General features: G+C 41.2%; 28 protein-coding genes. 13 read left to right on the top strand and 15 right to left on the bottom strand.

The features are described 5' to 3' along the window. Positions 1-18 precede the first annotated feature (18 nt). Positions 19-936 (top strand): LysR family transcriptional regulator, encoded by a 918-nt coding sequence (locus AWW73_RS12120; protein ID WP_000401810.1) that lies wholly within the window; start codon positions 19-21, stop codon positions 934-936. A gap of 54 nt (positions 937-990) precedes the next feature. On the opposite strand, the gene madM is transcribed toward AWW73_RS12120, so the two are convergent. The 10 genes from madM to gcvA form a co-directional block, all read right to left on the bottom strand. After that, complete coding sequence (gene madM / locus AWW73_RS12125) at positions 991-1,752, bottom strand: malonate transporter subunit MadM (RefSeq protein ID WP_000338775.1); 762 nt, start codon at positions 1,750-1,752, stop codon at positions 991-993. A gap of 44 nt (positions 1,753-1,796) precedes the next feature. Then, positions 1,797-2,198, bottom strand: a complete 402-nt coding sequence (madL, locus tag AWW73_RS12130) for a malonate transporter subunit MadL (RefSeq protein ID WP_031948058.1) — start codon at positions 2,196-2,198, stop codon at positions 1,797-1,799. A gap of 53 nt (positions 2,199-2,251) precedes the next feature. Further along, positions 2,252-3,184 carry a malonate decarboxylase subunit epsilon gene (gene mdcH / locus AWW73_RS12135; RefSeq protein WP_062849769.1) on the bottom strand — a complete coding sequence of 311 codons (933 nt, stop codon included), beginning with the start codon at positions 3,182-3,184 and terminating at the stop codon, positions 2,252-2,254. Positions 3,185-3,196: 12 nt separating this feature from the next. Further along, positions 3,197-3,805, bottom strand: coding sequence for a malonate decarboxylase holo-ACP synthase (locus AWW73_RS12140; RefSeq protein ID WP_081409606.1), 609 nt, complete (start codon positions 3,803-3,805; stop codon positions 3,197-3,199). Beyond that, complete coding sequence (gene mdcE, locus AWW73_RS12145; protein WP_062849770.1) at positions 3,796-4,623, bottom strand: biotin-independent malonate decarboxylase subunit gamma; 828 nt, start codon at positions 4,621-4,623, stop codon at positions 3,796-3,798. Before mdcE ends, AWW73_RS12140 begins: the two co-directional genes overlap by 10 nt. Beyond that, positions 4,620-5,471 carry a biotin-independent malonate decarboxylase subunit beta gene (locus AWW73_RS12150; RefSeq protein ID WP_062849771.1) on the bottom strand — a complete coding sequence of 284 codons (852 nt, stop codon included), beginning with the start codon at positions 5,469-5,471 and terminating at the stop codon, positions 4,620-4,622. Before AWW73_RS12150 ends, mdcE begins: the two co-directional genes overlap by 4 nt. Then, on the bottom strand, positions 5,464-5,763 hold the full coding sequence (locus AWW73_RS12155; protein WP_000448951.1) for a malonate decarboxylase subunit delta: 300 nt from the start codon (positions 5,761-5,763) through the stop codon (positions 5,464-5,466). The genes AWW73_RS12150 and AWW73_RS12155 overlap by 8 nt, the downstream gene beginning before the upstream one ends. Before the next feature lie 2 nt (positions 5,764-5,765). Next, positions 5,766-6,650, bottom strand: a complete 885-nt coding sequence (locus AWW73_RS12160) for a triphosphoribosyl-dephospho-CoA synthase (RefSeq protein ID WP_062849772.1) — start codon at positions 6,648-6,650, stop codon at positions 5,766-5,768. Continuing rightward, positions 6,650-8,329: a malonate decarboxylase subunit alpha gene (mdcA, locus tag AWW73_RS12165; protein WP_062849773.1), complete on the bottom strand. Its 1,680-nt coding sequence runs from the start codon at positions 8,327-8,329 to the stop codon at positions 6,650-6,652. The genes AWW73_RS12160 and mdcA overlap by 1 nt, the downstream gene beginning before the upstream one ends. A 109-nt stretch (positions 8,330-8,438) precedes the next feature. Continuing rightward, a complete protein-coding gene (gene gcvA / locus AWW73_RS12170; protein ID WP_062849774.1) occupies positions 8,439-9,353 on the bottom strand; it encodes a transcriptional regulator GcvA in 915 nt (304 codons plus the stop codon). Positions 9,354-9,498: 145 nt separating this feature from the next. Here gcvA and AWW73_RS12175 point away from each other — a divergent pair, with 145 nt between their 5' ends. The 3 genes from AWW73_RS12175 to AWW73_RS12185 all read left to right on the top strand — a co-directional run bounded on the left by AWW73_RS12175 (position 9,499) and on the right by AWW73_RS12185 (position 12,276). Next, the gene (locus AWW73_RS12175) at positions 9,499-10,269 is read left to right on the top strand and encodes an SDR family NAD(P)-dependent oxidoreductase (protein ID WP_062849775.1); all 771 of its coding nucleotides are present in this window, start codon (positions 9,499-9,501) and stop codon (positions 10,267-10,269) included. Between the two features lie 135 nt (positions 10,270-10,404). Further along, the gene (locus AWW73_RS12180) at positions 10,405-11,079 is read left to right on the top strand and encodes a cupin domain-containing protein (protein WP_031948047.1); all 675 of its coding nucleotides are present in this window, start codon (positions 10,405-10,407) and stop codon (positions 11,077-11,079) included. A 9-nt stretch (positions 11,080-11,088) separates the two neighbouring features. Then, the gene (locus AWW73_RS12185) at positions 11,089-12,276 is read left to right on the top strand and encodes an MFS transporter (protein ID WP_062849776.1); all 1,188 of its coding nucleotides are present in this window, start codon (positions 11,089-11,091) and stop codon (positions 12,274-12,276) included. Positions 12,277-12,283: 7 nt separating this feature from the next. Here the strand turns inward: AWW73_RS12185 and AWW73_RS12190 are convergent, their stop codons facing one another. Further along, positions 12,284-12,877, bottom strand: coding sequence for a GNAT family N-acetyltransferase (locus AWW73_RS12190; RefSeq protein ID WP_062849777.1), 594 nt, complete (start codon positions 12,875-12,877; stop codon positions 12,284-12,286). Between the two features lie 42 nt (positions 12,878-12,919). After that, complete coding sequence (locus AWW73_RS12195) at positions 12,920-13,555, bottom strand: FMN-binding negative transcriptional regulator (protein ID WP_062849778.1); 636 nt, start codon at positions 13,553-13,555, stop codon at positions 12,920-12,922. 115 nt (positions 13,556-13,670) lie between these two features. Here AWW73_RS12195 and pdxR point away from each other — a divergent pair, with 115 nt between their 5' ends. Continuing rightward, entirely contained in the window at positions 13,671-15,185 is a 1,515-nt protein-coding gene (gene pdxR / locus AWW73_RS12200; RefSeq protein WP_062849779.1) for a MocR-like pyridoxine biosynthesis transcription factor PdxR, read from the top strand. On the opposite strand, the gene AWW73_RS12205 is transcribed toward pdxR, so the two are convergent. Both AWW73_RS12205 and AWW73_RS12210 read right to left on the bottom strand, forming a co-directional pair. Further along, entirely contained in the window at positions 15,168-15,857 is a 690-nt protein-coding gene (locus AWW73_RS12205) for an LrgB family protein (protein ID WP_004792992.1), read from the bottom strand. The two genes, pdxR and AWW73_RS12205, sit on opposite strands and share 18 nt — an antisense overlap. An 11-nt stretch (positions 15,858-15,868) precedes the next feature. Next, positions 15,869-16,300 carry a CidA/LrgA family protein gene (locus AWW73_RS12210; protein WP_062849780.1) on the bottom strand — a complete coding sequence of 144 codons (432 nt, stop codon included), beginning with the start codon at positions 16,298-16,300 and terminating at the stop codon, positions 15,869-15,871. 110 nt (positions 16,301-16,410) lie between these two features. Here AWW73_RS12210 and AWW73_RS12215 point away from each other — a divergent pair, with 110 nt between their 5' ends. The 3 genes from AWW73_RS12215 to yghU all read left to right on the top strand — a co-directional run bounded on the left by AWW73_RS12215 (position 16,411) and on the right by yghU (position 18,934). Beyond that, positions 16,411-17,316, top strand: coding sequence for a LysR family transcriptional regulator (locus AWW73_RS12215; protein ID WP_062849781.1), 906 nt, complete (start codon positions 16,411-16,413; stop codon positions 17,314-17,316). A gap of 98 nt (positions 17,317-17,414) precedes the next feature. After that, positions 17,415-18,041, top strand: a complete 627-nt coding sequence (yfcF, locus tag AWW73_RS12220) for a glutathione transferase (RefSeq protein ID WP_062849782.1) — start codon at positions 17,415-17,417, stop codon at positions 18,039-18,041. Positions 18,042-18,073: 32 nt separating this feature from the next. Next, complete coding sequence (gene yghU / locus AWW73_RS12225) at positions 18,074-18,934, top strand: glutathione-dependent disulfide-bond oxidoreductase (RefSeq protein ID WP_062849783.1); 861 nt, start codon at positions 18,074-18,076, stop codon at positions 18,932-18,934. A 36-nt stretch (positions 18,935-18,970) separates the two neighbouring features. Here the strand turns inward: yghU and AWW73_RS12230 are convergent, their stop codons facing one another. Beyond that, complete coding sequence (locus AWW73_RS12230) at positions 18,971-19,891, bottom strand: LysR family transcriptional regulator (protein ID WP_062849784.1); 921 nt, start codon at positions 19,889-19,891, stop codon at positions 18,971-18,973. 125 nt (positions 19,892-20,016) lie between these two features. On the opposite strand from AWW73_RS12230, the gene AWW73_RS12235 reads away from it, so the two are divergent. From AWW73_RS12235 to AWW73_RS12255, 5 genes are all read left to right on the top strand, one after another. Beyond that, positions 20,017-20,754 (top strand): SDR family oxidoreductase, encoded by a 738-nt coding sequence (locus AWW73_RS12235; protein ID WP_062849785.1) that lies wholly within the window; start codon positions 20,017-20,019, stop codon positions 20,752-20,754. Positions 20,755-20,992: 238 nt separating this feature from the next. Continuing rightward, a complete protein-coding gene (locus AWW73_RS12240) occupies positions 20,993-21,502 on the top strand; it encodes a rhodanese-like domain-containing protein (protein ID WP_062849786.1) in 510 nt (169 codons plus the stop codon). An 18-nt stretch (positions 21,503-21,520) separates the two neighbouring features. Then, complete coding sequence (gene epsC / locus AWW73_RS12245; RefSeq protein ID WP_081409607.1) at positions 21,521-22,462, top strand: serine O-acetyltransferase EpsC; 942 nt, start codon at positions 21,521-21,523, stop codon at positions 22,460-22,462. 240 nt (positions 22,463-22,702) lie between these two features. Then, positions 22,703-23,635 (top strand): family 2A encapsulin nanocompartment shell protein, encoded by a 933-nt coding sequence (locus AWW73_RS12250; RefSeq protein ID WP_017481581.1) that lies wholly within the window; start codon positions 22,703-22,705, stop codon positions 23,633-23,635. Next, complete coding sequence (locus tag AWW73_RS12255) at positions 23,610-25,571, top strand: family 2A encapsulin nanocompartment cargo protein cysteine desulfurase (protein ID WP_062849788.1); 1,962 nt, start codon at positions 23,610-23,612, stop codon at positions 25,569-25,571. Before AWW73_RS12250 ends, AWW73_RS12255 begins: the two co-directional genes overlap by 26 nt. Positions 25,572-26,071 lie beyond the last annotated feature (500 nt).

The raw sequence follows: 26,071 nt of genomic DNA on the forward strand, positions 1-26,071 counted from the left end.
CAGGTTCAAGGAATTAATATGGAAATTGATGAAGAACTCACTCTTAAAAAAATACAGATTTTTTTAGCTTTTATGCGCTGTGGAAATTTGTCTAAAACAGCCACAGAAATGCAGCTGAGTAATGTCAGTGTTCATAAAGCACTACACTCTTTAGAAAGCGCTTTACGTTGTCCTCTTTTTAAAAATGAAGGTCGTAATCTGATTCCTTTAAAAAGTGCTTATGTCTTTGAAGAACGCGCACAGAAAATCGTACAAGACATTTTTATCACTGTAAATAAAACCAGAGAAGCTGCTGGCTTTGCAGCCAAAGTTTTACATTTAGGTTCGCTTTATTCTCTGACTGTAAACACAATTCCAAATGTGATTAGCGGACTTAAACTCAGACGTAGTGAGCTTGATATTCAACTCCTACTCAGTTCAAATCAGGATTTGGTGAAAAAGCTTAAAGCGACAGAGCTTGATGCGATTATCGTGGCTTTAAATGAAACCACCCAAGATGATGACTTTGAAATTTTGCCAATGTTTTCAGACGATATTTTTTTGGCAGTCAATAAAGATTCTAAATATGCCGAGTTTAAAGATATTGATTTAAGCCTTTTAAAAGAAGAAACTTTTTTAACTTTAACTAAGGGTTTTGCCACTCATAACGACAGCGACATCATTTTTAAAAAAGCTGGTTTTTCACCTAAAGTTGCTTTACAGGTCAATGATATTTTTACCCTCATTAGTATGGTTAGCTCAGGTGTCGGTTTTGCTCTACTACCTGGTCGTATTTCTGCTGTTTATGAAAGTTCGGTCAAACTTATTCCTTTAAAACAGCAATATCATATGCAACAAGAAATTGGTCTCGTCTTTTTAAAAAGTAAAGAACGCGACCCTAACTTACTTGCTCTGATTGCTGAATGTCGAATGTTTGCCTCTAATTTTAAAAGATAAATATCGGCAACTTATTAAAGAATAATGAATTGCCGTTGTGCGATTTTCAAAAATTTATCCAAAAATTGCATTAACCGTTAAGAAAAATACAGAAGGTCCAAGTAAACAGCCAAGTCCTGTATAGAAGGTTGCAACCAAAGCTCCATAAGGTACAAGTCGTACATCAGTGCCAGCTAGGCCTGCAGCAGTGCCACTGGTTGTTCCTGCTAAACCACCAAATACCATGGCAGAGCGTGGACTTTTTAGATACATAAATTTCGCAAGCAGTGGAGTCCCTACCATAAAGAAAACTGACTTGATTAACCCAATTGCAATAGAAAGTGCGATCACATCAGAGCTCGCGCCGATTGCGGTTCCTGTAATTGGACCAACAATATAAGTCATTGCGCCTGCACCGATTGTTGTCATCGAAATTGGATCTCTATAGCCCATACTCCATGCGACCAAAACTCCAATTGCAAAAGGCACAACGCAACCAAGCATTAATGCGATTAGACCAATTTTGCCTGCTTTCTTCACTTCTTTCACATCAACTTCAAATGCAGTTGAAGCAATCGCTAAATCACGAATCATGGCTCCACCCAATAACGCAAAGCCAGAAAAAATAGCGATGTCCGAAACACCTTTGGTTCCCTGCGTATAAACTCCGGCAAAGTAAGCAACAACCAAACCCAAAGTAATCGCGATTGCAGAACTTTGTAGTTTTCCTTTCGTCAAATATTTTGAAAGTAAATGGGAAACGAACATCATTAAACCCGTTACTGCAAGAGCAGTAACTAATGCATTTTTTGATAACACAGCAATTATAGCGTCCATCATTTAATTCCTTTTTGATTGAACTTTTTGTAGTTTATGTTTGCTTAGGCTATTTTTTCTTTGGTTTCTATTGTCCATTCATAAGTTTCATAGTCGCCACTAATTCTATTTAAATAACGGATGACTAAAACCGTACCAATTAACGATGCAATAGAGACAATTAGCCCTAATATGCCACCTGATAAAGCTGCAACCACATTTTGACCCGCTGACATCGCAACCACGATCGGAATATACATACCAGACCAATACAAAACGCCAAATTGTGTGACTTGAGGTAAGTAACCTTTTTTTGCCAATAATTCTTTAGATAAAATCAACAGAATCATCGAAATAGCAACTCCACCGACATTCGCTTTAACGCCTAATAGCATTCCTAGGGTATTGCCAAGATAGTCACCTAATAAATGACAGATCGCTAATATTGCTGTTCCATAAATAATCATTATAAATCCCTCATATCCTTGGGTTATTACTCAATTTTTAATTTATATTGTAATTACAAAGAAGCATTATTTTCGTTTTGCATTGCTAATTGAATGCTGTCTAAACGTGTTCCCTGAAATGACAATACAGTTCCTTCTTTAAACGTTCGACGTGCAAGTGTAGTAAGTACCGTTCCCGGTAAAGCTTCTATCTGCAACCTTACACCTCGCTCCCATGCAGCTTGGATGGTACTTTCCCAATCTACAGTTCGACTCATATTAAAAGCCAAGTCATCACCAATCTGTTCTGGTCTGCCAAGCGTACGAGCCGTTGTACCACTTAAATAACGTATTTTAGGTGGCTTTAAAGTGACTCCCTCCATAGACGCTGCAAGTTGCTTTGCTTGCTGACTTAATAATTCACAGTGCGATGGCACCGATACATCTAATTTTTTTGCCACCACGCCTTGTTGCCTTGCCAAAACAGCAACTTGGTTCATGGCTTCAAAGCTTCCTGAAATAACGATCTGGTTATGTGCATTAATATTTGCGACAAACACCTCTGGCGTTATTTCATAAATCTGTTTGACCCATGTTTCAACAGCTGCACGGTCTGTACCAATCAGAGCAGTCATGCCATAGCCTGTTGGATAGGCGTTTTGCATGAGTTCACCTCGATAATCAACCAAACGAACTGCATCTTCATAGTTTAGAACTCCTGCTACAACTGCAGCCGACCATGCTCCAATCGATAGACCCGCAACATAATCAGGTGTTAAGTTTTCCGCTGTTAATAAAGCTGAACTCACCACACCTGAAATCAGTAAACAAAGCTGTACTGCACGTGTCGATTGAAATGCAGCCGGACTATCTAACATCAAGACATCTTCTTTGAGTGCATCCGATGCACGCTCAAGGTATTCTTTAACCAGTGCGGTTTGAGGTAAGTCGTGCAACATATTGCTTCGTTGCGCACCTTGTCCCGGATATACCCAAATTGAAGCCATGATATCTATTCCCTAATTCCATGGGTTTTCTACTAAAACAGCACCATCAAGACGTTTCAATAGAACTTTTCCACTGTTCCCAGCCCATTCTTTTAACGCCAAACCACCTTGTGGAAGTTGAAGCTGTATATCCACATTGAGCCCTGCTTGCTGAAAATTTTCGAGTAACTCAATCGCCTGCTTTTTGGCAAAAGGTTGTTCAGCTCGAATCAACAAATCTATGTCACTTTGCTGAGTAACTGTCTTAATACCCGTTGCCAGTTCAAACCCGAAACTTCCTGTATATCCCCAACATCCTGAAAAGTTTTTCATAATGCTGGAAATGGTCTGTAAACGTTCTGCCAAGTGTGCAAATTGCTGCGTATCTACATGAGTCAGTGCTTCGGGTTTAAGCTGTCTGTTAATAGCAGATCTTGGCATTTGAGCTGCATATCGTTGATGACGAAATTGTCCTCTAACCCCCACAGCCACCTGATCTACAGGGGTAATTGCCCGTCGAACCACAACAGGATCGCCTCGTAGTAACACCTCTTTCACCCAAAACGGAGCATCATCAGCCAAGCAATCGACCGTCATGCCCCACAGTAAATCATGGGCTTCAAGCTCAAGTTTCATGACCATTGCTCACGCAATAACTCACGGACTTTCTTTGACATTTGACGGTTTGCGCCGTGAAGTCTCTGTTCCAGTCCTCTAGATTGATCAGCATGAATCTCTTTAAATGCTTGTGCAATTGCCTGCTTCGCTAATGAAAGATCAGCGGTTGTAGGTTGTTCAGGGTTTTCAACAGATAACAGTTCAGATAACAAACCAAGCGTTGCATAACTTTCAATGTCATAAGCCATTGGCGGAATGCTGGAGGCCAATTGCTCTAACTCATCAACCGACCGTTGGGTTACACGTGCAGCAGATTCTTTACCCATTGCATGCACCATAACACCTGAATCTTTTAAGGCAATAATACGATTGGCTTGGTAACCATGCGCTAAGAAAGCGCCTGACATCGACTTACCAACCAATAAACTGACAATAGGATGACCTTCTAGTCTAGCTCTGGCATAGCTGTCTACTGCACTAGCTAAAGCTTGATGAATACCTAATAATTCTTCACGGCGACCATAGGCCTGACTAGGTACATCAACCAGACATAAAATGCCGCGTTTAGTCTCGGCATGCGCATCAGCTTGAATCACCTCATCAACCGCTTTTGCCAAGCTCCAACCTTCCAAAAGGCCAACTTCACCTTGCCTCGCTCGCGGGAACAGATTATTACTGTCTTGGACAACTGCAATCACACGTACTGCTTGCTGATCAATCTGACCATCAGCCACCCAAACCGAAGCTGGAAAACCTTCAACTGCCTTAAAGCCTTGCGTGAGTGCTTTAAACCAATGTGCACCACGAATAGATGCTTTTAATGTATCAACGGCGATATTCATGCTTGCTCTCCTTGATACAAAGCTTGAACTTGTGCTGGGGTAATCTGCTCAGCAGTATCAACTTGTTGTAGCTTTTCTAAATAAAATGAGTAATTTGAACTACGATGCTGATGAGGTACGCCTTGAGTTAAATAATCGATGACTTGCTGACGAATTTTCTGGCGATCATCGTCTACATAAGCATCTGCCAAACCACTAGTAAAGCGCTGATTACCACCCGTAATACTCCATATAAATGGACGATCTTTGGCGTTATATTCTTGTACACCAGCTTCTTGTTCGATCACCTGTGGGCCATTTAGTCCTAAACGTCCTTCTTGTGTCATTACAATATAGCTACATAGTCCAGCTGCAATTGACATACCACCGAAGCACCCTACACTACCTGCAACCACGCCAATCACGGGTTGATACTGACGTAAGTTCACAATTGCAGCTTGAATCTCAGCAATTGCAGCCAAGCCCAGATTTGCTTCTTGTAAGCGAACACCACCCGTTTCTAATAGTAAAATTGCAGCTGTTGGAATGCCTTTCAGATTGTCTTCAACCGCAAGTTCTAAGGCACCCGCAATTTTGGCACCGCCCACCTCGCCTAAGCTTCCACCCTGAAATAAGCCTTCAATTGAAATCAAAACTACTGGTCGTTCTTGAATAGATCCTTTTGCAATCACTACACCATCATCGGCTTGCGGCACAATATTCTGCTTAACGAGCCAAGGCGACATAACACGTGCAAATGGATCGAGTAGCTCTCTAAATGTTCCTTCATCCAATAATGCCTTGGCACGTCCTCTTGCACTGAGTTCAATAAAATCTTGTTTATTTAACAAGCTCTCGATATCAGTCATGAGCAATCTCCTCTAAAGCTTGTTCCAGACGTAAACGAACAACACCGGGGGTTGCACCAAAATCATGAATATCAATATTGACGGCAGGTGGTATTTGCGCAGTAAAAATCCGTTCAAAAAGATTGTGCCAACGAGCTGCACTGCCATCTACAGAGGTAACGACATGAATAGAGGCTTTTCCCTTTTCACCAGGTTCCATCAAAATTTCTAAATCGCCCGAGCCAACACATCCTACTAGTGCTTTTTTTACAGGTGGCTCTGTCGCCACAAATTCAAAATGAAGTGTTTCCATCATCAAAATCCCTCTTTATTTTTTAAAGATGACTGCTGAGCACAATCTATAAACAATGTTGCTGCCAACAAATCTGCGGCACCACCAGCAGACGCCTTCATCCGAAGTAGGTCAATCTCTAAAAGATGCAAAGCACGTCGACCTTCCAAGCTTGAGCTACCCCCCAAATCTAGTACTTGCTGAGCACCTTGTTGCATACGCTTTAAGCCATTTGTTCCAGATCGATAAAGCACACAGGTATCGGTTAGATCAGTCATCATGGCAAGCAAGGCATCTAAACGAGCGAACTCTTCTTTCATGGGTTTACTACGGCTTTGATAAAGCTGCTTTAAACCAAAGTTAACAATCGTTGGAAAACCTTGCTGAGCTTGTTCTTTTGCACCTAAGACGCCCAACTTTTTCTGTACCTGCTGACCATGACTTAAAGCCTGCTTTGGAATAAAACGATCTTCAAGCTGGGCAATCTGACCTGCTAACTGACATAGCTCAACAGCCGATAAATATTGTTGATTGGTACGTGCCAATGCCGCCGCCGTAACCACTAACCCTAATGCCCAAATTGCACCGCGGTGTGTGTTAACACCATCTGTTGTCAACATCATGGTCTTTTCACCTTGGCGACCAATTTCACCAATGTCTTCACGCAAAGCTAAACAGACTTTTCCATGATGCATGGCTGCCTGAGCCATTTCCTCAAACATGGGCGCTAAGCTTTTCGCAGAGCGTTCCATTAATTCCAAAGTCAGGTCATCGTGTGCACCACTACCACGACGGTCGACTAAGGCTGGTTTAGGAGTCAGATTCACTTCATCAATTAAAGCCTCGACCGCTAAACTTGCCAAAAGCTGACTATCGCTGAGCGTTTGATATTGAACTTGTGCCATCATTACCAACTCCTAAATTTTGCAGGGGGTTGATATAAACCATCTGACCATGTCACCAAGTCCGCAATATTTTTCGCAGCTAAAAGCTCACGTGTTGCATCGGTGCGGCGAATACCTAAATCTTCAGGGAATACCACCAGACCTTCACGTCTTAAACGTGCTGTTGTTTTCGGGTCTTGAGTTAAACCAATACTGGTCACACCCGCTACCGCAGCAATCATGGCTTGGCGCTCTTCTTGGCTGCTTGCTTTATATAGATAAGCAATGCCTTCTTCGGTCAGTAAATGGGTGACATCATCGCCATAAATCATGATCGGGGCTAAAGGTAGGCCTGCTGTTTTAGCGACATCAATCGCATCGAGACGATCTACAAAAGTGGGCTTGCCACCCTCTTGGAAGGTTTCCACCATTTGCACAACTAGCTTTTTACCACGTGCCAAATAGGTTTCAGTTTCACTGGCACCTTGTAAACGCATATCAAGCCATGCAGGTGTATCATGACGGCGGCCACGCGGGTCGTGTCCCATGTTTGGTGCACCACCGAAACCAGCTAAACGACCTTTGGTAACAGTTGAAGAATGCCCCATACCATCAACTTGCAAAGTTGCACCAATAAATAAATCAACGGCATACTGACCTGCGAGCTGACACATCATGCGGTTGGAGCGTAACGCGCCATCACGACCTGTAAAGAAAACGTCTGGTCGAGCTGCAACATATTTTTCCATACCGAGTTCGGTACCAAAACAATGCACGCTTTCAACCCAACCAGTTTCAATCGCTGGAATTAATGTTGGATGTGGATTTAGTGTCCAGTTCCGGCAAATTTTTCCTTTTAAACCTAAAGACTCACCATAGGTCGGTAAAATCAGTTCAATTGCCGCAGTATTAAAACCAATCCCATGGTTTAACGATTGCACATTATGCTTTTCATAAATTCCGCGAATTGCCATCATGGCCATAAGCACATGAACAGGTTTGATATGTTTTGGGTCGCGAGTAAATAACGGTTCAATATAAAAAGGCTGGTCTGCCACAACCACATAATCCACCCAAGAGGCAGGAATATCGACACGTGGTAAATCAGAGACGTCATCGACCAATTCATTGACTTGCACAATCACAATACCGTCACTAAAAGCCGCAGGTTCAATAAGTGCTGGAGAGTCTTCGGTACTTGGGCCTGTATAGATATTGCCTTGACGGTCTGCCATAAAGCCCGCTGAGAGCACCACATTTGGAATGAGGTCGACTACAAGGCGTGAATATAGTTCGATATAAGTATGAATCGCACCAATCTCTAATAATCCATCTTCAATTAACTGACTAATACGCAAACTTTGTGGGCCAGCAAAAGAAAAATCGAGCTTACGCGCAATGCCTTTTTCAAACAGATCAAGATGTTCCGGACGTCCGACGCTTGGCATAATCATATGTAAATCATGCAAAACATCTGGATTGGTTTGTGCCAAAGAACGCGATAAAAAATCTGCTTGCTTTTGGTTATTCCCTTCGAGTACAACTTTGTCACCCTGTGTAATCAGGGTTTCTAAAACTTTAATAATGTCTTGAGTTGGAATGACCACACCATCGGTATATTGGTTTGCCATCTCTAGTTTTAGTCGTTTGGCATGACGCCGCTTTGTCCATAACCGTTCTTTATTCTGAACTGAGCCTTCCATGTGTTTACCTATAGATCGCAGTTTTGTTCTGAATCTATAAAAACGCTTTATGGGATTTCGATCAATCAACCTAGATGAGCTGTTATTAACCTCAGGTTAACGATTAATTTTATATTCGATGAATTTCTTCAAAAAACCATTCCAGACAGATTTTGACTTTAGGCAAATTTGCGTATTCCGGTCGGTACACCAAATAATAAGAAAAGGGCGATGAGAAGTGAATTTGAGGAAATAATCGTACCAAACGCCCGGTTTGTATATCTTTTTGCACCATAACACTACGCGCTAATGCAACACCATGTCCTTCCATTGCTGCCTGTAAAACTGCAGATGAACTGTTGATTTGCATACCACGATTAATATTGATGTCATTCAAGCCTACACTTTTTAGCCAAGATTGCCACCCCGGAAATTGTTGATGTTTTTCCATAGAAAGATCATGAATTAAAGTGATATTTTTCAGATCATTTGGGGTTAAGAGCGATGAATGTTCATTTAAAAATGCGGATGAACATACGGGATAAACCTCTTCATCCATGAGTTTAACTGCTTCTAGCCCTTGCCATTGGCCTTGCCCATATCTCACCCCCACATCAACTTTTTGTTCTAAAAAATCTACGGTTTTCAAGTTAATATCCAAACGAATATCAATATCTGGATATTGTTTTTGAAAATGATCAATTCTTGGTAACAGCCATTTTTCAGCAAATGCTGGACTCACTGCAATATTAAGAACACCTGATAGAGAATCTTGTTTTAATTTTTCTAAAGCCAAAGTGAGCTTATCAAAACCCGCCCGAATATCCGGTAAAACTAATTCAGCCAGTTCAGTAGCGACCAGTCGATTTTTACCATTAGTTTGCCGATGAAACAAAGGAAAGCCTAACCAATCTTCGAGTGTACGTACCAATTGCCCCACTGCGGCGGGAGTAACATTTAACTCTTTTGCCGCTGCAGAAAAACTTTTGTGGCGTGCGCTGGCTTCAAAAGCACGAAGTGCATTCAAATAAACTGGTGAATTCATAACACTAAAGATTTTCTTTACTGAAGAAGCAGATTATCTCATTTGTGATTAAAAAATACTATTTCTAAAATAAACCTATATTGATTGAAATACATCAGCTTCACGAATCAATCAATTTATTTTATTTAACCTTAAGGATATATACATGAGTAGATTTTCTTTAAAAGTTGCTATCGTTACGGGCGGCAGTTCTGGTATTGGTAAAGAAGTTGCAATTCGCTTGGTTCAAGAAGGCGCCAATGTTGTCATTGGTGGCCGCGATGAAAACAAATTGCAAAAAGCTGCCCATGAAATAGATCCAACAGGTGCAAAAGTTCGCTATTTTGCTGGGGATATAGCCGAACCTGAAACTGCAAAAAACTTAGTAAAAGTAGCATCTGAAGCATTTGGCGGTGTTGATATTCTTATCAATAATGCAGGTGTATTTAACCCAAAATCTTTCCTTGGTATTACTGAAACCGAATACGACTGGTTTTTAGATACCATTTTGAAAGGCAAGTTTTTTATGGCACAAGCTGCTGCTAAAGCCATGCAACAACGTGGAGGCGGCACAATTGTACAAACAGGTTCGCTTTGGGCATTGCAAGCTGTAAAAGCAACCCCTTCTTCTGCTTACTCAGCAGCAAATGCAGGAGTCCATGCACTCACTCATAACTTAGCCATTGAATTGGCCGAATCAAATATCCGCATTAATACCGTTGCACCGGGCGTAGTGGAAACACCTGTTTACAACACGTTTATGAGTGAAGATCAGGTTAAAGAAGCTTTACCGACTTTTAACTCATTCCATCCATTAGGCCGCAACGGTCAACCTGCTGACATTGCCCAAGCGATTTTATTCCTTGCATCATCCAATGCCTCATGGATTACAGGAACTATTCTTCCTGTAGATGGCGGTGTGATGGCTGGTCACTAAATTACCAACCACCTTGACCTGTTCAATATACGTTCGAGTTGATCAAAAGACCTTAGAGCATTAATTTTACTTGCTAATTCATTCTATTTATTTTGTTATTGAATAAAGAGAATTTAGTTTACGAGGAAAGTATTCATGTTGATCCATGCCGATTTTTCACAGGCTGTGATTGTCAAACCTGAAGACTATCATTGGGTGAAATCTCCCCGTGGGGAAGTTGATCGTGTCATGCTTGATCGTGTTGGCGATGAAATAGCTCGTGCGACCAGTTTGGTGAAATATGCGCCCCACACAATCTTTCCTGAGCATCGACATCATCATGGTGAAGAAATCCTCGTACTTTCAGGCGTATTTACTGAAAATCAAAATCAGCACTACCCCGCTGGATGGTATTTACGGAGTCCCCATCAGTCGGTACATCAACCGTCGAGCGAAGAAGGTGCATTGATTTTTGTCAAACTTATGCAAATTCCTACGTCAGAAACGCAAACCTTACGGATCAATACCAACGATCCAACACAATGGCGAGAAATAGGTTGGCGTTTAATTTGCACATTGGTTGATGCAAGTTATGAGCACACCTATTTAGAAAAACTCAAGCCGCAGCAACTTTTTACTGAAGAAGCTGAGGGTGGAATCGAAATTCTGATTACCCAAGGTCAGTTGGTCGATAAAGAAATGGTTTATGACGCTGGAACATGGATACGCCTACCTCCGAAAACACATGCCCATTTTCAAGCGGGTTTGTCTGGCGCTTCTATTTATGTAAAAACCGGACACCTAGCTTCAGCCATTACTGAATATAATTAAAGGCTCGTTATGCTTCAAAATACCATGCACCGCCAAGTATTAATTCTGGCGCGTTCTCAATCACTTTTCCAAACCGTTTCTGTCATGGTCATGACCATTGGTGGCTTGGCTGGCGCTAATATTGCAAACACCCCAACACTTGCAACGCTGCCCATTGCATCTATGTTTTTGGGTACAGCTTTAATGATGTTTCCAGCCTCAATGCTCATGGCACGTGTAGGACGGCGTAACGGTTTTCTATTCGGCGCTTTCTTAGGTGCGCTCGGCGGCATTATTGCATCAATCGGTATTTTTTATAGTTCACTCATGCTTCTGGCTTTGGGTACGCTATGTGTCGGGGCCTATCAGTCCTTTGCTCAGTTTTACCGTTTTGCTGCCAGTGAAGTGGCAACTGACGAGTTTCGCTCACGTGCTATTTCTTGGGTGATGGCAGGTGGAATTGTTGCAGCACTGATTGGTCCGACTTTAGCCCGTTTTGGTGGACCCTTATTCCAGCATTTAGAATATATCGGTTCATTTTTAATTATTAGTATTATCTCATTTTTAGCAATGGGAATTTTATCTAGCCTACATATTGCCGATACAGTTGAGCAAAAGTCTGACTTTACTGCTGGTCGCCCATGGCAACAGATTGTCTTTCAACCGACCTATTTGGTTGCGTTATTTGGCGCAGTAACAGGCTATGGCATCATGATTTTAGGTATGACTGCCACACCAATTGCAATGCGACATTCACATCATGAACTTGGATCGATTACCACTGTCATTCAGTTACATGTACTTGGTATGTTCCTACCTTCATTCTTTACTGGAAATTTAATTGCACGTTTTGGAGTAATTAAAATCATGTTTGCAGGTCTTTTATTATTTGCTTGCTACATCGGATTTGCTATCTCAGGTATTCAGTTCGCATCTTTTGCTATTTCTTTAATTTTATTAGGCGTTGGTTGGAACTTTTTATTTATTGGCAGTACTTCTTTACTCACAGGTACTTATTCTGTGGCTGAAAAAGCCAAAGCTCAGGCAATTAATGATATGACGGTTTTTGTTGTGGGATTGATTTGTTCGTTTAGTGCAGGTGCTTTACTGGATTTATTTGGCTGGAAAGCAATGAATATGGCGTTAATACCATGGTTAGTGATTGCCGCAGCTTCTCTCTTCTGGCTAAGCCAAAAAAGAGAAAAGCAGTTTGTTTAAATTCTTTTTAACGCGGTTTGCTCAATAGCCATTCGAGATTTTGACGGACCGCAGGCCACTCATGTTTCAAAATGCTATAAACATGAGTGTCCCGCAAAATATCATCTTTCACAATTTGATGACTTCTTAGCACACCATCGAGCTTTGCACCTAAGCGTACAATTGCGGCTTGGCTTTGAACATTTAAAGAAGATGTGCGTAACTCAACCGCAATACAGTTTAAAGTCTCAAATGCATGAGCCAACAATAGCTTTTTACATTCAGTATTGACTGGCGTACGTTGCGCAGACTTTCGATACCACGTCGAGCCAATTTCTACACGGCGATGGGCTTCTTCAATATGCATTAGGGTTGTCATGCCCAGCGCTTGTCTCGTTTTTCGGTCTTCAATATAAAATGGCAACATGCTTCCTGATTGCTGCAAACCAAGACGTCTTTCAATTTCAGCAGTCATTTTTTCAGGTCTTGGCACACGGGTATACCAAAGATTATAGAGCTCCCCATCGCAAACGGCCTCTGCCAATGATTCAGCTTGAGTTACATCTAGCGGCTTTAAAATAACGTGCTCACCCACTAATTCAACAGGTGTAGTCAAAGACATCTTTATCTCCTCAATTAATATTAAAGTTTTATATTTTCAAAATTATTTATTTAACTCAGCCACACTGTACATGGCATTCGCTATAGTTTGATGACCAGATTTCGATAGGCCATCTGCCGCACCCAAAATGTCTCGGTGTTCTTTGTTTTGCCCAAGTTTTGATTTTCCTTGCAGCTTAGTAATTACAATTTCTATTCCCACAATCGCCTTTAACATCGGTTCAAGATAGTCTTTTGGTGCATCGGACATTTTCCATGGCTCAGGTTGAGATGCTTCATGGGTACGGGTTAAACGAGCCACTACACCACGAACATAGCGTTCATCATCTCGAATCGTCACTTTCCCATAAGCATGCACAACCCTATAGTTCCATGTCGGTACTTGTCTATGCTGTTCATGTTTGGATGGGTACCAATTTGGTGAAATATACGCATCACCCGCTTGAAACACGACGAGTACCTCATCTCCATTTTTAATGTCCTGCCAAACAGAATTATTTCGAGACAGATGCGCATGTAGCACACCTAAGTTTCCTTCCTTTGCCAGCAATTCAAATGGAAGATGGTTTGCATCTAAGCCATTATTTCCATGAGTAAAAAGCACCCCAAATGGGTATTCTGTAATAAGAGAATGCAACACATCCAAACGGTTTTCTGCAAAATCATCAGGGATATACATGGCTCAAAACCTCGCTGTAAATATCAGGGTTATTTATATTTTGTGTTGTAAATTTTCTGGTTTATGTGGTTTATTAAAAAGAACCACTTTGTGTTTTTTTAAGTAGACCAGAATTATGGCAAGAATGGCAAAAGTTGTTGAACTTCCGTCTATTGCAAAGATTGATAAAAGCCAAGGAAAGATTAGTGCTCAGTTGACCCAAGCTTTACGCGAAGCTGTACAAAGTGGTGATTTACAACCAGGCGATCCATTGCCTTCTTCACGCGAATTAGCTCAAACACTTGGGGTCGCTCGCGGAACAATTATCGAAGCTTACGATCAGCTTTTAGCTGAAGGTGTTTTTGACTCTCAAGCACGAACGGGCACCTATGTGTCTCATGCTTTAACTAAAAAAACTCTACTGCAAAATTCTCAAAAAGAAACCATACCTAGCTCAATCCCTTTGACGAAGTCGGCACGTTCTTATGCCCAAGTACTTAAAGAGTTTAAACCACTTCCCCATGTTCCATTTGCGGTGTCTGTCCCCGTCGGTCGGACCCAACCAAGTGATATCTGGCGCAAATTTGGCAATAAGTTTAGATCACGAGGTGCAGGAGTTCCTTCAGGATATGGTGAACCTCAAGGCGTGTTATCACTAAGAATTGCTATAGCAGACTATGTACGCCGATCACGCTCTGTACACTGTGAACCTGACCAAATTGTGATTACACCCGGCATTCAACAGTCACTTTATATTTGTAGCCAGATTTTATTTGAAGCAAAAGATGAAGTTTGGATTGAAGATCCAGCTTATCGGGGTACGACAGCGATTTTTGAGCATGCAGTACAAAACATTCGGATGGTGCGTGTTCCTGTCGATGAAGAAGGTATTCAGGTTGAAACTGGTATTAAGCTTGCAGAACATGCACGTGCTGCTTTTGTGACGCCATCTCATCAATACCCACTTGGTATGCCAATGAGCCTAGCAAGACGTACGGCTTTATTAGCTTGGGCAAAACAGCAAAATGCATGGATCATTGAAGATGACTATGACAGTGAACTTCGTTATAACGGCCAGCCCTTCCCATCTTTACAAGGCATGGCACCCGACCAAGTGATTTATTTGGGTACTTTTAGCAAAGTGTTATTTCCGTCCCTTAGGCTTGGCTATGCAGTGTTGCCTAAAGAATTAGTAGCATCTTTTTGCGGACTTAGAGTATTAATTGATCGACATCCACCTGCTGCTGATCAACATGTTTTAGCTGCCTTTATTCAAGAAGGCTATTTAGAGCGGCATATCCGACGTACTCGAAATGTCTATGCAGAAGTCCGAGAATATATTATTGGCTTGATTGAAAAATACATACCTCAAGAACTGGCTTGGTTACAGCCGGGTGATCAAGGCATGCATATGGTGTTATGGCTTGCTCATCATATTAATGATATTGAAGTTGCAAACTCGGCCGTCGATGCAGGCATTGCCATTAAAGCAATTTCACCAACATTTTCAACAGAGCAACAGCGCCCGGGATTAATTGTCGGTTTAGGGGATTTTGAACCTGAGCTGATGAAACAAGCTATTAAAAAACTATCAAACATTATTCAACAACATGACAAGCCAACTTCGGAAAACCTACAACAGCAACCATAGATGAATCGCAAATGGTCCAATCAAAACCATTAAAATACCTGCAATTACCATAGTTAAACTTGCAATTACGCCCTCTTCACTATTGCGCTGTTGGGCTCTAACTGTACCAAAACCGTGGGCTGCATTTCCAAAGGCTGCCCCATTGGCCACATTAGAACGAATTTTAGTAATCGCTAAAATCGCATCGCCGCAAATCATACCAACCAAACCAGTAATAACCGTAAATAGTGAAACCAATGCTGCCGAACCGTGAATATCTTCCGCTAAAATCATGGCAAATGGTGTTGAAATAGAACGGGCCATCAAACTATTGGTGACTTCAGGGCTAAAGTGGAACCACTGTGCCATTTCATAGGCAGACATTACACCTACACTCATGCCTACAATAATCGCAATTGAGAGTACCCCGAGGTTTTTACGAATCGTTTCCCGATAGCGATAAATCGGTACAGCAAATGCAACCGTTGCAGGCCCTAATAAATTAACAATCCACTGGGTATCTTCTGCGTAAGTTTGATATGAAATTCCAAAAATCGTCATCAAAATAATGGTGAGTACAGGCACACTAATCGCAGGCGACAACCAAAGTTTTGGATTTTTCTGATAAATTCGCTTTGCCACAACATAGGCGACCAAAGTCCAGATCAGACAAAGAATTGACCAAATATTCATGCCGTTTTCTCTTAGATATGCTTATGTTGAAGACGTTTTCGAGCATGCAAATAAGCTTTTAAACGATTGTAATAGTGAATCGTCAGGCACGTACTGAGCATGACTGAAATAGTCCCAACCGCAATGCTCAAAACAATTTGCCAGCCTTCGGTCATAAACAAGGTTTTATACTGAACTACGGCAACCACAACGGGCACGAAAAAGAGCAACAGTTCACCTAAAACAACAGTTGCTCCCATTGCGACCTGATCCATTTTGATAATTTTAAAGAACAGGCATAGAAGCAATAAAAACATCCCTAAAATGCCTGCCGACACAGGCACGCCGAGTTTTTGGTGTAGAAGATATCCGACCCACCAAAATCCAGCCAAAATCAAAATTTGTTTAACTAAAACTAAAAATGAAGGTTGTGTGGGTGTTCCAGAAGCAGATTCAGTACTCATTTTGCAAAATTAAATGGTTAACTACACCATTATGCTATCTTGGTTAAACCTGCTAAATATGAATTATTCATGTTAATATTATTCAAAAATGGAATAATCTATTCTTTATTATGCTTTCTCTAAAGTCATTACAATGCTTCGTTACACTGGTAAAAACTAAAAGCTTTACACGTGCTGCTGACGAGTTATACCTGACTCAGCCCACCATTAGTAAAATAATACAGCAGCTTGAAGAACAGCTTCAGGTCCAACTTTTGGTCAAACCCGATCATGGCCGAAAAAGACAAATTGAATTAACGGAAATTGGAGGGCGTATTTATCAACATGCAATCGAGCTTCTTCAGGCAGAACAGAACATCTTTCTTGAGATAGAAAATTATCAACAATTAAAAACAGGGACTTTAAAACTTGGCGTACCCCCTTTAGGTTCGCAGCTTCTAACGACTGCCCTGTTTGATTATCACCAACAGTGGCCTGATATTGAATTGGCTTTTATGGAAGTGGGTTCACGCGGTATTGAACAAGCCTTACTCAACAACGAGTTGGATGTTGGTGTTTTATTGCAGCCTTTTGATACACAAATTTTCAATAGCATTGAGCTATGTAACTACCCTTTAATGGTCCTTTTACGTCGGGATGCGACTTGGGCCAGCCGCAAAAAAATAAATCTAGAAGAGCTACAGCACCAATCATTTTTAATGTTTCCAGAAAATTTCTCTTTAAACAGTATTATTCTCGATGCATGTAAGCAGCATGGTTTTTACCCAACCATTGCTTGCCGTACTAGCCAATGGCACCTGTTGGCAGATATGGTGTTACAACGCATGGGTATCGCGCTTCTTCCTCAATATTATACTGACATGCTTGACCCTAGTTTATTTGCAGCAGTACCGCTTGAAAAACCAAATATTCAGTGGCACTTAGTCATGGCTTGGAAAAAGAATCTTCCTGTGTCACCAGCGGTACAGGCGTGGCTTAGTATTGTTCGTCAGCATTTTCAGCACATTAAACCTTAATTCAAAAACAGATAAAGCTTTTCCACAAAAAAGCTACCCAATCTTGGCTTAGCTCACTTAGACTAGATCGCATCTATTTTATGACATGGACAATAACAATGAATAATGAACGTTTTAAGCTGTACACAGATTCACAATTTCTAAGTCCCTATGCGTTTACAGTTTTTGTAGGGCTACATGAAAAACAAATTCCATTTGAAATAGCAACTATCAACTTAGACCAGCAAGGCCAGTTTGAAAAATCTTATGTTGCAAAGTCATTAACTGCCAAAGTGCCTGTACTTGAGCATAATGATTTTACCTTATCAGAATCTTCTGCCATTTTGGAATATCTTGAAGAGCTTTATCCAAACACATCTATTTATCCAAAAGATACTCAAACCCGTGCAAGAGCAAGACAAATTCAAGCATGGCTCCGATCAGACTTAGTGGCACTAAGAACTGAACGTCCAACCGATGTTATTTTTATTCAGCCCACATCTACACCACTGTCTGAACAAGGTTTAAAAGCAGCAGAAAAATTGTTCTTTGTTGCAGAAAAACTTCTTGCGTCTGATGCTGAATTTCTTTTTGGTTCATGGAGCATTGTGGATGCTGAACTTGCCCTGATGTTGCAACGCCTTATTCAAAATGGTGATGCTGTACCCGAACGTTTAAAAAACTATGCATTACAGCAATGGCAAAGACCGACCGTACAAAAATGGCTTGCCTTGCGACATCACTAAATCCTTTATGTACACCAAACACGAGATAAAAAATGAGTGATTCAAACTATATTCCTCCACAAGTTTGGCAATGGACTGGAGAAAAAACCGATTTAAACCAACCGACTTCAGGTGCGCGTTACGAGCATACACTTCCAGTAGGGAAACATCCGCTCCAGCTCTACTCTTTAGCAACGCCTAATGGTCAAAAAGTCACTATTTTATTAGAAGAGCTTTTAGCTCTAGGACACCAAGATGCTGAATATGATGCTTGGCTCATTAAAATTGGTGAAGGACAGCAATTTGGCAGTGGCTTTGTAGAAATTAATCCAAACTCTAAAATTCCAGCGTTAGTTGACCATAGCCAAAACCCGCCATTAAGAGTGTTTGAATCTGGCTCAATTTTGCTTTACTTGGCTGAAAAGTTTAAAGCTTTCATTCCAACTGATATTGCTGCACGTACTGAATGTCTTAACTGGTTATTCTGGCAAATGGGCAGCGCGCCATATCTAGGTGGTGGTTTTGGACACTTTTATGCCTATGCCCCTGTTAAAATTGAATATGCGATTAACCGCTTCGCCTTGGAAACAAAACGCTTACTTGATGTATTAGATCAACATCTGGCAAAAAACGAATATTTGGCTGGTTCTGAATATTCGATTGCTGATATTGCAGCGTTCCCTTGGTATGGAGGTCTTGTTAAAAACTGGGTGTATAACGGCGCGGAGTTTTTAGGTGTTGACCAATATAAAAATGTTCAGCGTTGGGCAGATGCAATTTTAGCGCGCCCTGCGGTTCAACGTGGTCGTATGGTCAACCGTACTTTTGGTGATTTAGAAACGCAGTTGCATGAACGCCATGATGCCAGTGATTTTGAGAACAAAACTCAAGATAAATTGCAGAATCAATCTTAAAATATCATTCAGTTTTTGACTTACCCGCAAGATATTTTATTTTTGCGGGTATTCAAAGTTGGCAAAATACCCCGTATATAACTCACTCAACCAAGCGACAAAAACTCGTACGCGTGGTGAGAGCTGCCGATGCTGCGGATATAAAGCAGAAACTGACATCTTCGGGATTTCCCACTCAGACAAAACCTGAACCAGTTGCCCGTCTTCCAACTCATTCGCCACATGATAGCGCGGGACCTGAATTAAACCTGCCCCACGTAAAGCAGATAATACATAGTTTTCAGCATCATTTACCGCGATCCAGCTTTTCAAAAAATAATCTTGTTTTTTGCCATTCACCATTAATTCAAATGGATAATTTCGCCCGCCTGAAGTCGAAAAGAAATTAACACAATAATGTAATAACAAATCCTCTGGTTGCTGAGGTGTTCCATGTTTATTTAAATAGTCAGGACTTGCACAAATGACTTGTGGCATATCAACCAAATGTCTAGCAATTAAAGTGGAATCATCCAAACGCCCCGCTCTCACCACACAGTCTATCCCTTCCCGAATCAGATCAACTAAACGATCTCCCGTACTAATTACGAGTTCAATGTCGGGATACAACTCGTGAAATTGGTCGATATTGGGTAAAACAATTTTAGTCGCATGTGCGCCTGACAAATCCACACGCAATAAACCACGTGGCTGTGCAATTACATTCCGTAAAGATGATTCTGCATCATCCAGTTCAGATAATATTTGTGTGCAGCGTTCATAAAATGCCTGTCCATCGAGTGATGGCCTGACATGTCGTGTGGTCCGCTCTAGCAAACGGCACTGTAGATTATTTTCTAACTCTTTAATGGCGTTACTTGCTGTAGCACGTGGGATATTCAGCTGATCGGCTGCCTGACTAAAACTACCCAGCTCTACGATGCGGGTAAAAAGTTGCAAGGTATCAAATTTATCCATAGTGCTCGCTTTTAACCCTATCTATTATTAATAAATATGGAATTATCTTATCCAATTCTGATGATTTATCCCATATTTCTATATTATTAAAATAAGCCATACCTACTCAAACAGGCAATCTAAAAATGAATATTTCAAGAAAAACAGCTCTGGTTACTGGTGCATCACGTGGTATTGGTCGAGCTATTGCTGAACGTTTAGCTCAAGATGGCTTTTATGTGATTATTAACTATGCTGGCAATAAAGTGCATGCCCAAGCGACTGTAGATCACATTATTGAGCAAGGTGGTCAAGCTTCTGCCATTCAAGCCAATGTTGCAAATGAATATGATGTCAGCCGTTTATTTCAAGAAGTAAAAGCTATTAATGGTCAATTAGATGTGGTGGTTCATAGCGCAGGCATTATGCCTATGGCAAAAATTACACCTAAAAGTCTGTCTGATTTCGATAAAGTAATCCATACCAATTTACGGGGCGCATTTTTAATGTTGGCACATGCGGCCGAAACAGTGCCGGATGGTGGCCGAATTATTACGCTTTCAACCAGTGTAATTGCTAAATCTTTTCCGGCATATGGCCCCTATATAGCATCTAAAGCCGGTGTCGAAGGTTTGGTACATGTGTTAGCAAATGAGTTACGCGGTCGAAATATTACCGTAAACGCCGTTGCGCCCGGCCCGACAGGCACTGACCTTTTTTATAATGGAAAAACTGACGAGCAAGTGGCGGCTATTGCAAAACTTGCTCCATTAGAACGAATCGGAACACCTGAAGAAATTGCCAGTGTAGTTGCCATGCTAGCTGGTCCAGATGGGCGCTGGGTAAATTCACAAGTTATTCGAGTAAATGGTGGGTTTGCTTAATGTTTAAAACCGTGTGGATTATTTTAATTCACACGATGTTTTACTAACTATTAAAATGATTGTTCCATCAATTTTAATTAAAGAATGATATAAGCTTAATTCATACTTTTTATAAAAATATCCTCCATTCTTATTTATCAAAATAATATATATAAATAGATATTCCTTATTTTTGCTTATATTTAAAAACGCGTAAATTGAACCTTAACAATCTGAATCAAAGATAAGGATATATTCAATGAACGCTAAATTAAATACAGAAGCTCCGCAAAGCTTTATCTCAAATGATTCAAATACATCCTTTTCAGCCGAAGAAATTCTTTCTAAAGCAAAGCAATATGCACAAGAACACGAACTAAATTTTAGTGGCAGTTTATCACCTATTGACGCATGGCAACTCGTACAACAAGGAGAAGCTGTTTTAGTTGATGTACGTACCAATGAAGAACGTAAATTTGTGGGTTATGTCCCTGAAAGTATCCATGTTGCATGGGCAACAGGCACATCATTTAACCGTAATCCACGCTTTTTAAAAGAACTTGAATCAAAGGTCGGCAAAGATAAAACCATTCTTTTGTTATGCCGCAGTGGCAACCGTTCAGCACAAGCTGCCGAAGCCGCATTTAATGCTGGTTTTGAGCACATTTATAATGTTCTTGAAGGCTTCGAAGGTGATCTAAATGATCAGCAACAGCGTAATCAGAAAAATGGCTGGCGCATTTATCAACTTCCTTGGCAACAAGACTAATACTTCAATCAATTTTCAGTGAATCAAGGAAAGCTTGTGACTCAATGGAACATTAATGCGGTTGTACAAGGTTTACAACAAGCAAGGCATGACTGGCGTCAACAACAGCACAGAACAAAAGAATTTGGGGGCCGTGAACTTCCATCTAAAGAAGCTTTAAAGGCCATTTTAGATGACCTGTGCGGGATTTTATTTCCAATGCGTTTAGGCCCTGCCGACTTACGCCAAGAAACTGAAGATTCTTATATTGCCTATACTTTAAATCGGGTATTAACAGCCTTACATGCTCAAGTACAACTGGCTTTGAATTATGAGGCAAAACGACATTTAGGTTATTCAAGCCCAGTCCAACAACCTGAGGAACTTGCTCAAACTATTGTGCAGGATTTTGCCAACACATTACCCTCTATACGACGTCTTTTAGATGGCGATGTGCGTGCAGCCTACGAAGGTGATCCAGCAGCACATAGTGTGGATGAGGTATTGCTCTGCTATCCAGGCATATTTGCGATTATTCATCACCGAATTGCACATCAGCTCTATGCCCAAGTGCCTTTATTGTCTCGCATTATTTCCGAGTTAGCCCACTCTGCAACGGGAATTGATATTCATCCGGGTGCACAAATCGGTAAAGGATTTTTTATAGATCATGGTACTGGCGTAGTGATTGGTGAAACCAGTGTCATTGGGGAGCGTGTTCGTATTTATCAGGCAGTAACCCTTGGAGCAAAACGATTTGAAACCAATGATGATGGGGGTTTGAAAAAAGATTATATACGCCATCCGATTGTTGAAGATGATGTCGTGATTTATGCAGGCGCCACTATTTTAGGCCGTATTACGATTGGCCGAGGTTCCATCATTGGGGGTAATGTCTGGCTTACACATAGTGTGGCCGCGGGTAGCCAGATTTTACAGTCACCAAATGAGTCTTATCAAAAAAATCATATCGCCAGTTAAAAACTATAGATATGAAATGAATAGATAAGGAGATGAATAAACAAAAAACTTACGTATTAATTAAATGCTTATTTCTAGTTTAAATATATTTTTATTTAAAAAATAGATAACCCATTAATAAGCCCTCTATTTTAAAAACATACAACGCTATTTTAATTTTAAAACCAGAACTAATTCTAGTTTATATGCATCCTAGAATTTTTATTTTCAAAAAGCCAATGTAATAAGGAAAAACGATTCATGGCGAAAAATACTGACAAAGCCCAACTTGCCCTTGGGGATCATGCTGCACGTCAACTGGCCAATGCCACCAAGACAGCTCCCCAACTTTCTACGATTACTCCCCGATGGCTGACTCACTTACTGCAATGGCTGCCTGTTGAAGCAGGTATTTATCGCTTAAACCGTGTAAATAATACCGATGATATTCAGGTGGCTTGCACACAACGTGATGAAGCAACTTTACCTCAAACTTTTGTTGATTATGACCCAGAACCACGCGAATACTTTTTAAATGGTGTATCTACTGTTTTAGATGTACATACACGTGTTGCTGACCTTTACAGCAGCCCACACGACCAAATTAAAGAACAGCTCCGTTTAACGATTGAAACCATTAAAGAACGTCAAGAAAGTGAGCTCATCAATAACCCTGAATATGGTTTACTGGCAAGTGTGACAGATGAGCAACGTATTTCCACTTTAAATGGCCCACCTACTCCAGATGATCTTGATGATTTGCTACGTAAAGTCTGGAAAGAACCGGGATTTTTTCTAGCGCATCCTGATGCAATTGCAGCATTTGGTCGTGAATGTACACGCCGTGGTGTACCACCTCCAACAGTGAGTTTATTCGGTTCGCAATTTATTACATGGCGCGGGATTCCCCTCATTCCATCTAATAAAATTCCGGTAGAAGACGGCAAAACTAAAATTTTGCTGCTTCGTGTTGGTGAAAAGCGTCAAGGGATTGTTGGTTTGTTCCAACCGGGTCTTGCTGGTGAACAGTCACCGGGGCTTTCAGTACGCTTTATGGGAATTAACCGTAACGCGATTGCGTCGTATCTAATCTCGTTATATTGCTCACTGGCTGTACTCACTGATGATGCATTGGCAGTATTAGATGATGTGGAGGTGGACAAATATCATGACTACCCAGTTAACTACAAGTAATCTGCAAGGTAGTCCAACGGGGCCTGAAGTGACTGGTATTAACCCACCAGCCAACTTCCCTGATGAGTCCACCATTGCTCGACTTGCTAATGAGTTTTTTTCAGCATTACCAAGCTCAAGCAGTTCGACTTCTCCATCGGGCCTTAACTTGGATTTACCTGTCGGAGCACCACCGCACCCACCACAACCGGGTGAACCATTTTCTGCACTCAGTGGTCGTGCGCCCAATATCGCCTTTCAGAAAAGTCTCAATCCGGAATATCCTGAGCATATTCCAAATTTACCAGACTACCCTGAACGCCGAATTGTAGCGTCTGCGCCTGTGGTTGGTGGAGCTAATTTGCCACGCCCTCCATTTGAACCACACTTGCCACAAGCTGCTCATAGTGAACCCAATGTGCCACACATTGAACCAAACTTACCAACGGGTGCAGGTGAATCACCTTATTATTTTTTAAATGATTTTTCTGCTCCAAATGCAGCAGAACCTTCTGTTAAAAGTGTTGAAGATAATTATTCGGTTGCGCAGTCTTTTCAGTTGCCGCATGGCGGCCACCTAAAATCATTGCTGACGAAAGATCGTTTTGCAACGAACACGCCAACCCAAAGTTCAGCAAGCTCTGCATTTTATTTTTTAGACTTGCCTCAAACTGGGCAAAGTTATAGTCACTATCAACCATCACAACCCACTTTTGTAGCAAGTGGTGCTCAACCACTCGATGTACATGCCATACGTCGTGATTTTCCAATTTTACTGGAACGCGTCAATGGTCGACCTTTAGTCTGGTTGGATAATGCTGCGACCACACAAAAACCGCAGCGCGTGATTGACCGGATTGCTTATTTTTATCAGCATGAAAACTCAAACATTCACCGTGCTGCACATGAGTTAGCGGCTCGTGCAACCGATGCCTATGAGCATGCAAGAAATGTAGTTGCCCGATTTATTGGTGCACCCTCTTCTAAAGAAATTATCTTTGTTCGAGGAACAACCGAAGGCATTAACCTGATTGCAAAAACATGGGGTGAGCAAAATATTGGTGAAGGTGATGAAATTATCGTTTCTCACTTAGAACACCATGCCAATATTGTGCCTTGGTATCAACTCACTAAAAAAACTGGAGCGAAATTACGAGTCATTCCTGTCGATGACACTGGTCAAATTATTTTAGAAGAGTTGCCAAAACTGATTAATGAACGCACTAAACTGCTGTCGATTACTCAAGTATCGAATGCTTTAGGAACAGTCACACCTGTTGCTGAAGTGATTAAAATTGCTCATGCCAAAAGTGTTCGCGTTTTAGTTGACGGTGCTCAATCTGTTTCGCACATCCCTACCGATGTACAAGCTCTTGATGCTGACTTTTTTGTGTTCTCTGGACATAAAGTGTTTGGGCCGACGGGTATTGGCGCGGTCTATGCAAAACCAGAACTGCTAGAGAGCATGCCTGTTTGGGAAGGTGGCGGTAACATGATTCAGGATGTGACCTTCGAACAGGTAGTTTACCAACCTGCACCCAATAAGTTTGAAGCTGGAACTGGCAACATTGCCGATGCTGTTGGTTTAGGCGCTGCACTTGAATATGTCGAAAGTCTAGGCATTCATAACATTGCTCGCTATGAACATGATCTACTCGAATATGGTCAAAATGCACTGAGCAGTGTGTCTGGTTTACGTTTGATTGGAACGGCACATCACAAAGCCAGTGTTATGTCCTTTACCTTACAAGGCTATTCAACGGAACAAGTGGGCAAAGCTTTAAATCAACATGGTATTGCGGTACGTTCTGGCCACCACTGTGCACAACCAATTTTACGTCGTTTGGGTGTAGAACAAACCGTGCGTCCGTCTTTAGCCTTTTATAATACCACTGAAGAAATTGATTTATTGGTGTCGGTATTACATCAACTGACGCGTAATAGGCGTAGTAATTGAACTTATTTTTGCAGAAAAGACTGCTTTCGAGCGGTCTTTTTTAAAAATTATTTACTGAACCTTCTTGAACTCAATTTCATATATAGGAACAAGTCAAAGTAGTTTTCACTGCGGAGTCTTATTATTTTAAATTCGATTTCTGAATTAGCCTTCGGCTAGACTTACTTTGGTTTCGCCCTGAGAAGCGTCTAAAGCTTCGTAAGAGCAAAAGCATTTTCATCTGCAAAACCTGTCCTCTTCTTATATCTAATCGATATATCGCAGAAACATAAACTATTTAATACCACGCAGGTTGCAGATGATTTTAGCTCGAATTAATAGTCATCAATAGTTCGGACAACTCAAAGTAGTTATCACTACGGAGTCTTGTTATTTTAAATTCGATTCCTAGCTTAGCCTTCGGCTCGAGCTAAGAGTCATCTACAGCCTGCGCATAATTTATAAAAATAATGTTTTTGCAACATTTCCTGATAGATGAAAACAGTAAACAGGTTCTGTAG

Source organism: Acinetobacter lactucae (genome assembly GCF_001605885.1).
GTDB lineage: Bacteria > Pseudomonadota > Gammaproteobacteria > Pseudomonadales > Moraxellaceae > Acinetobacter > Acinetobacter lactucae.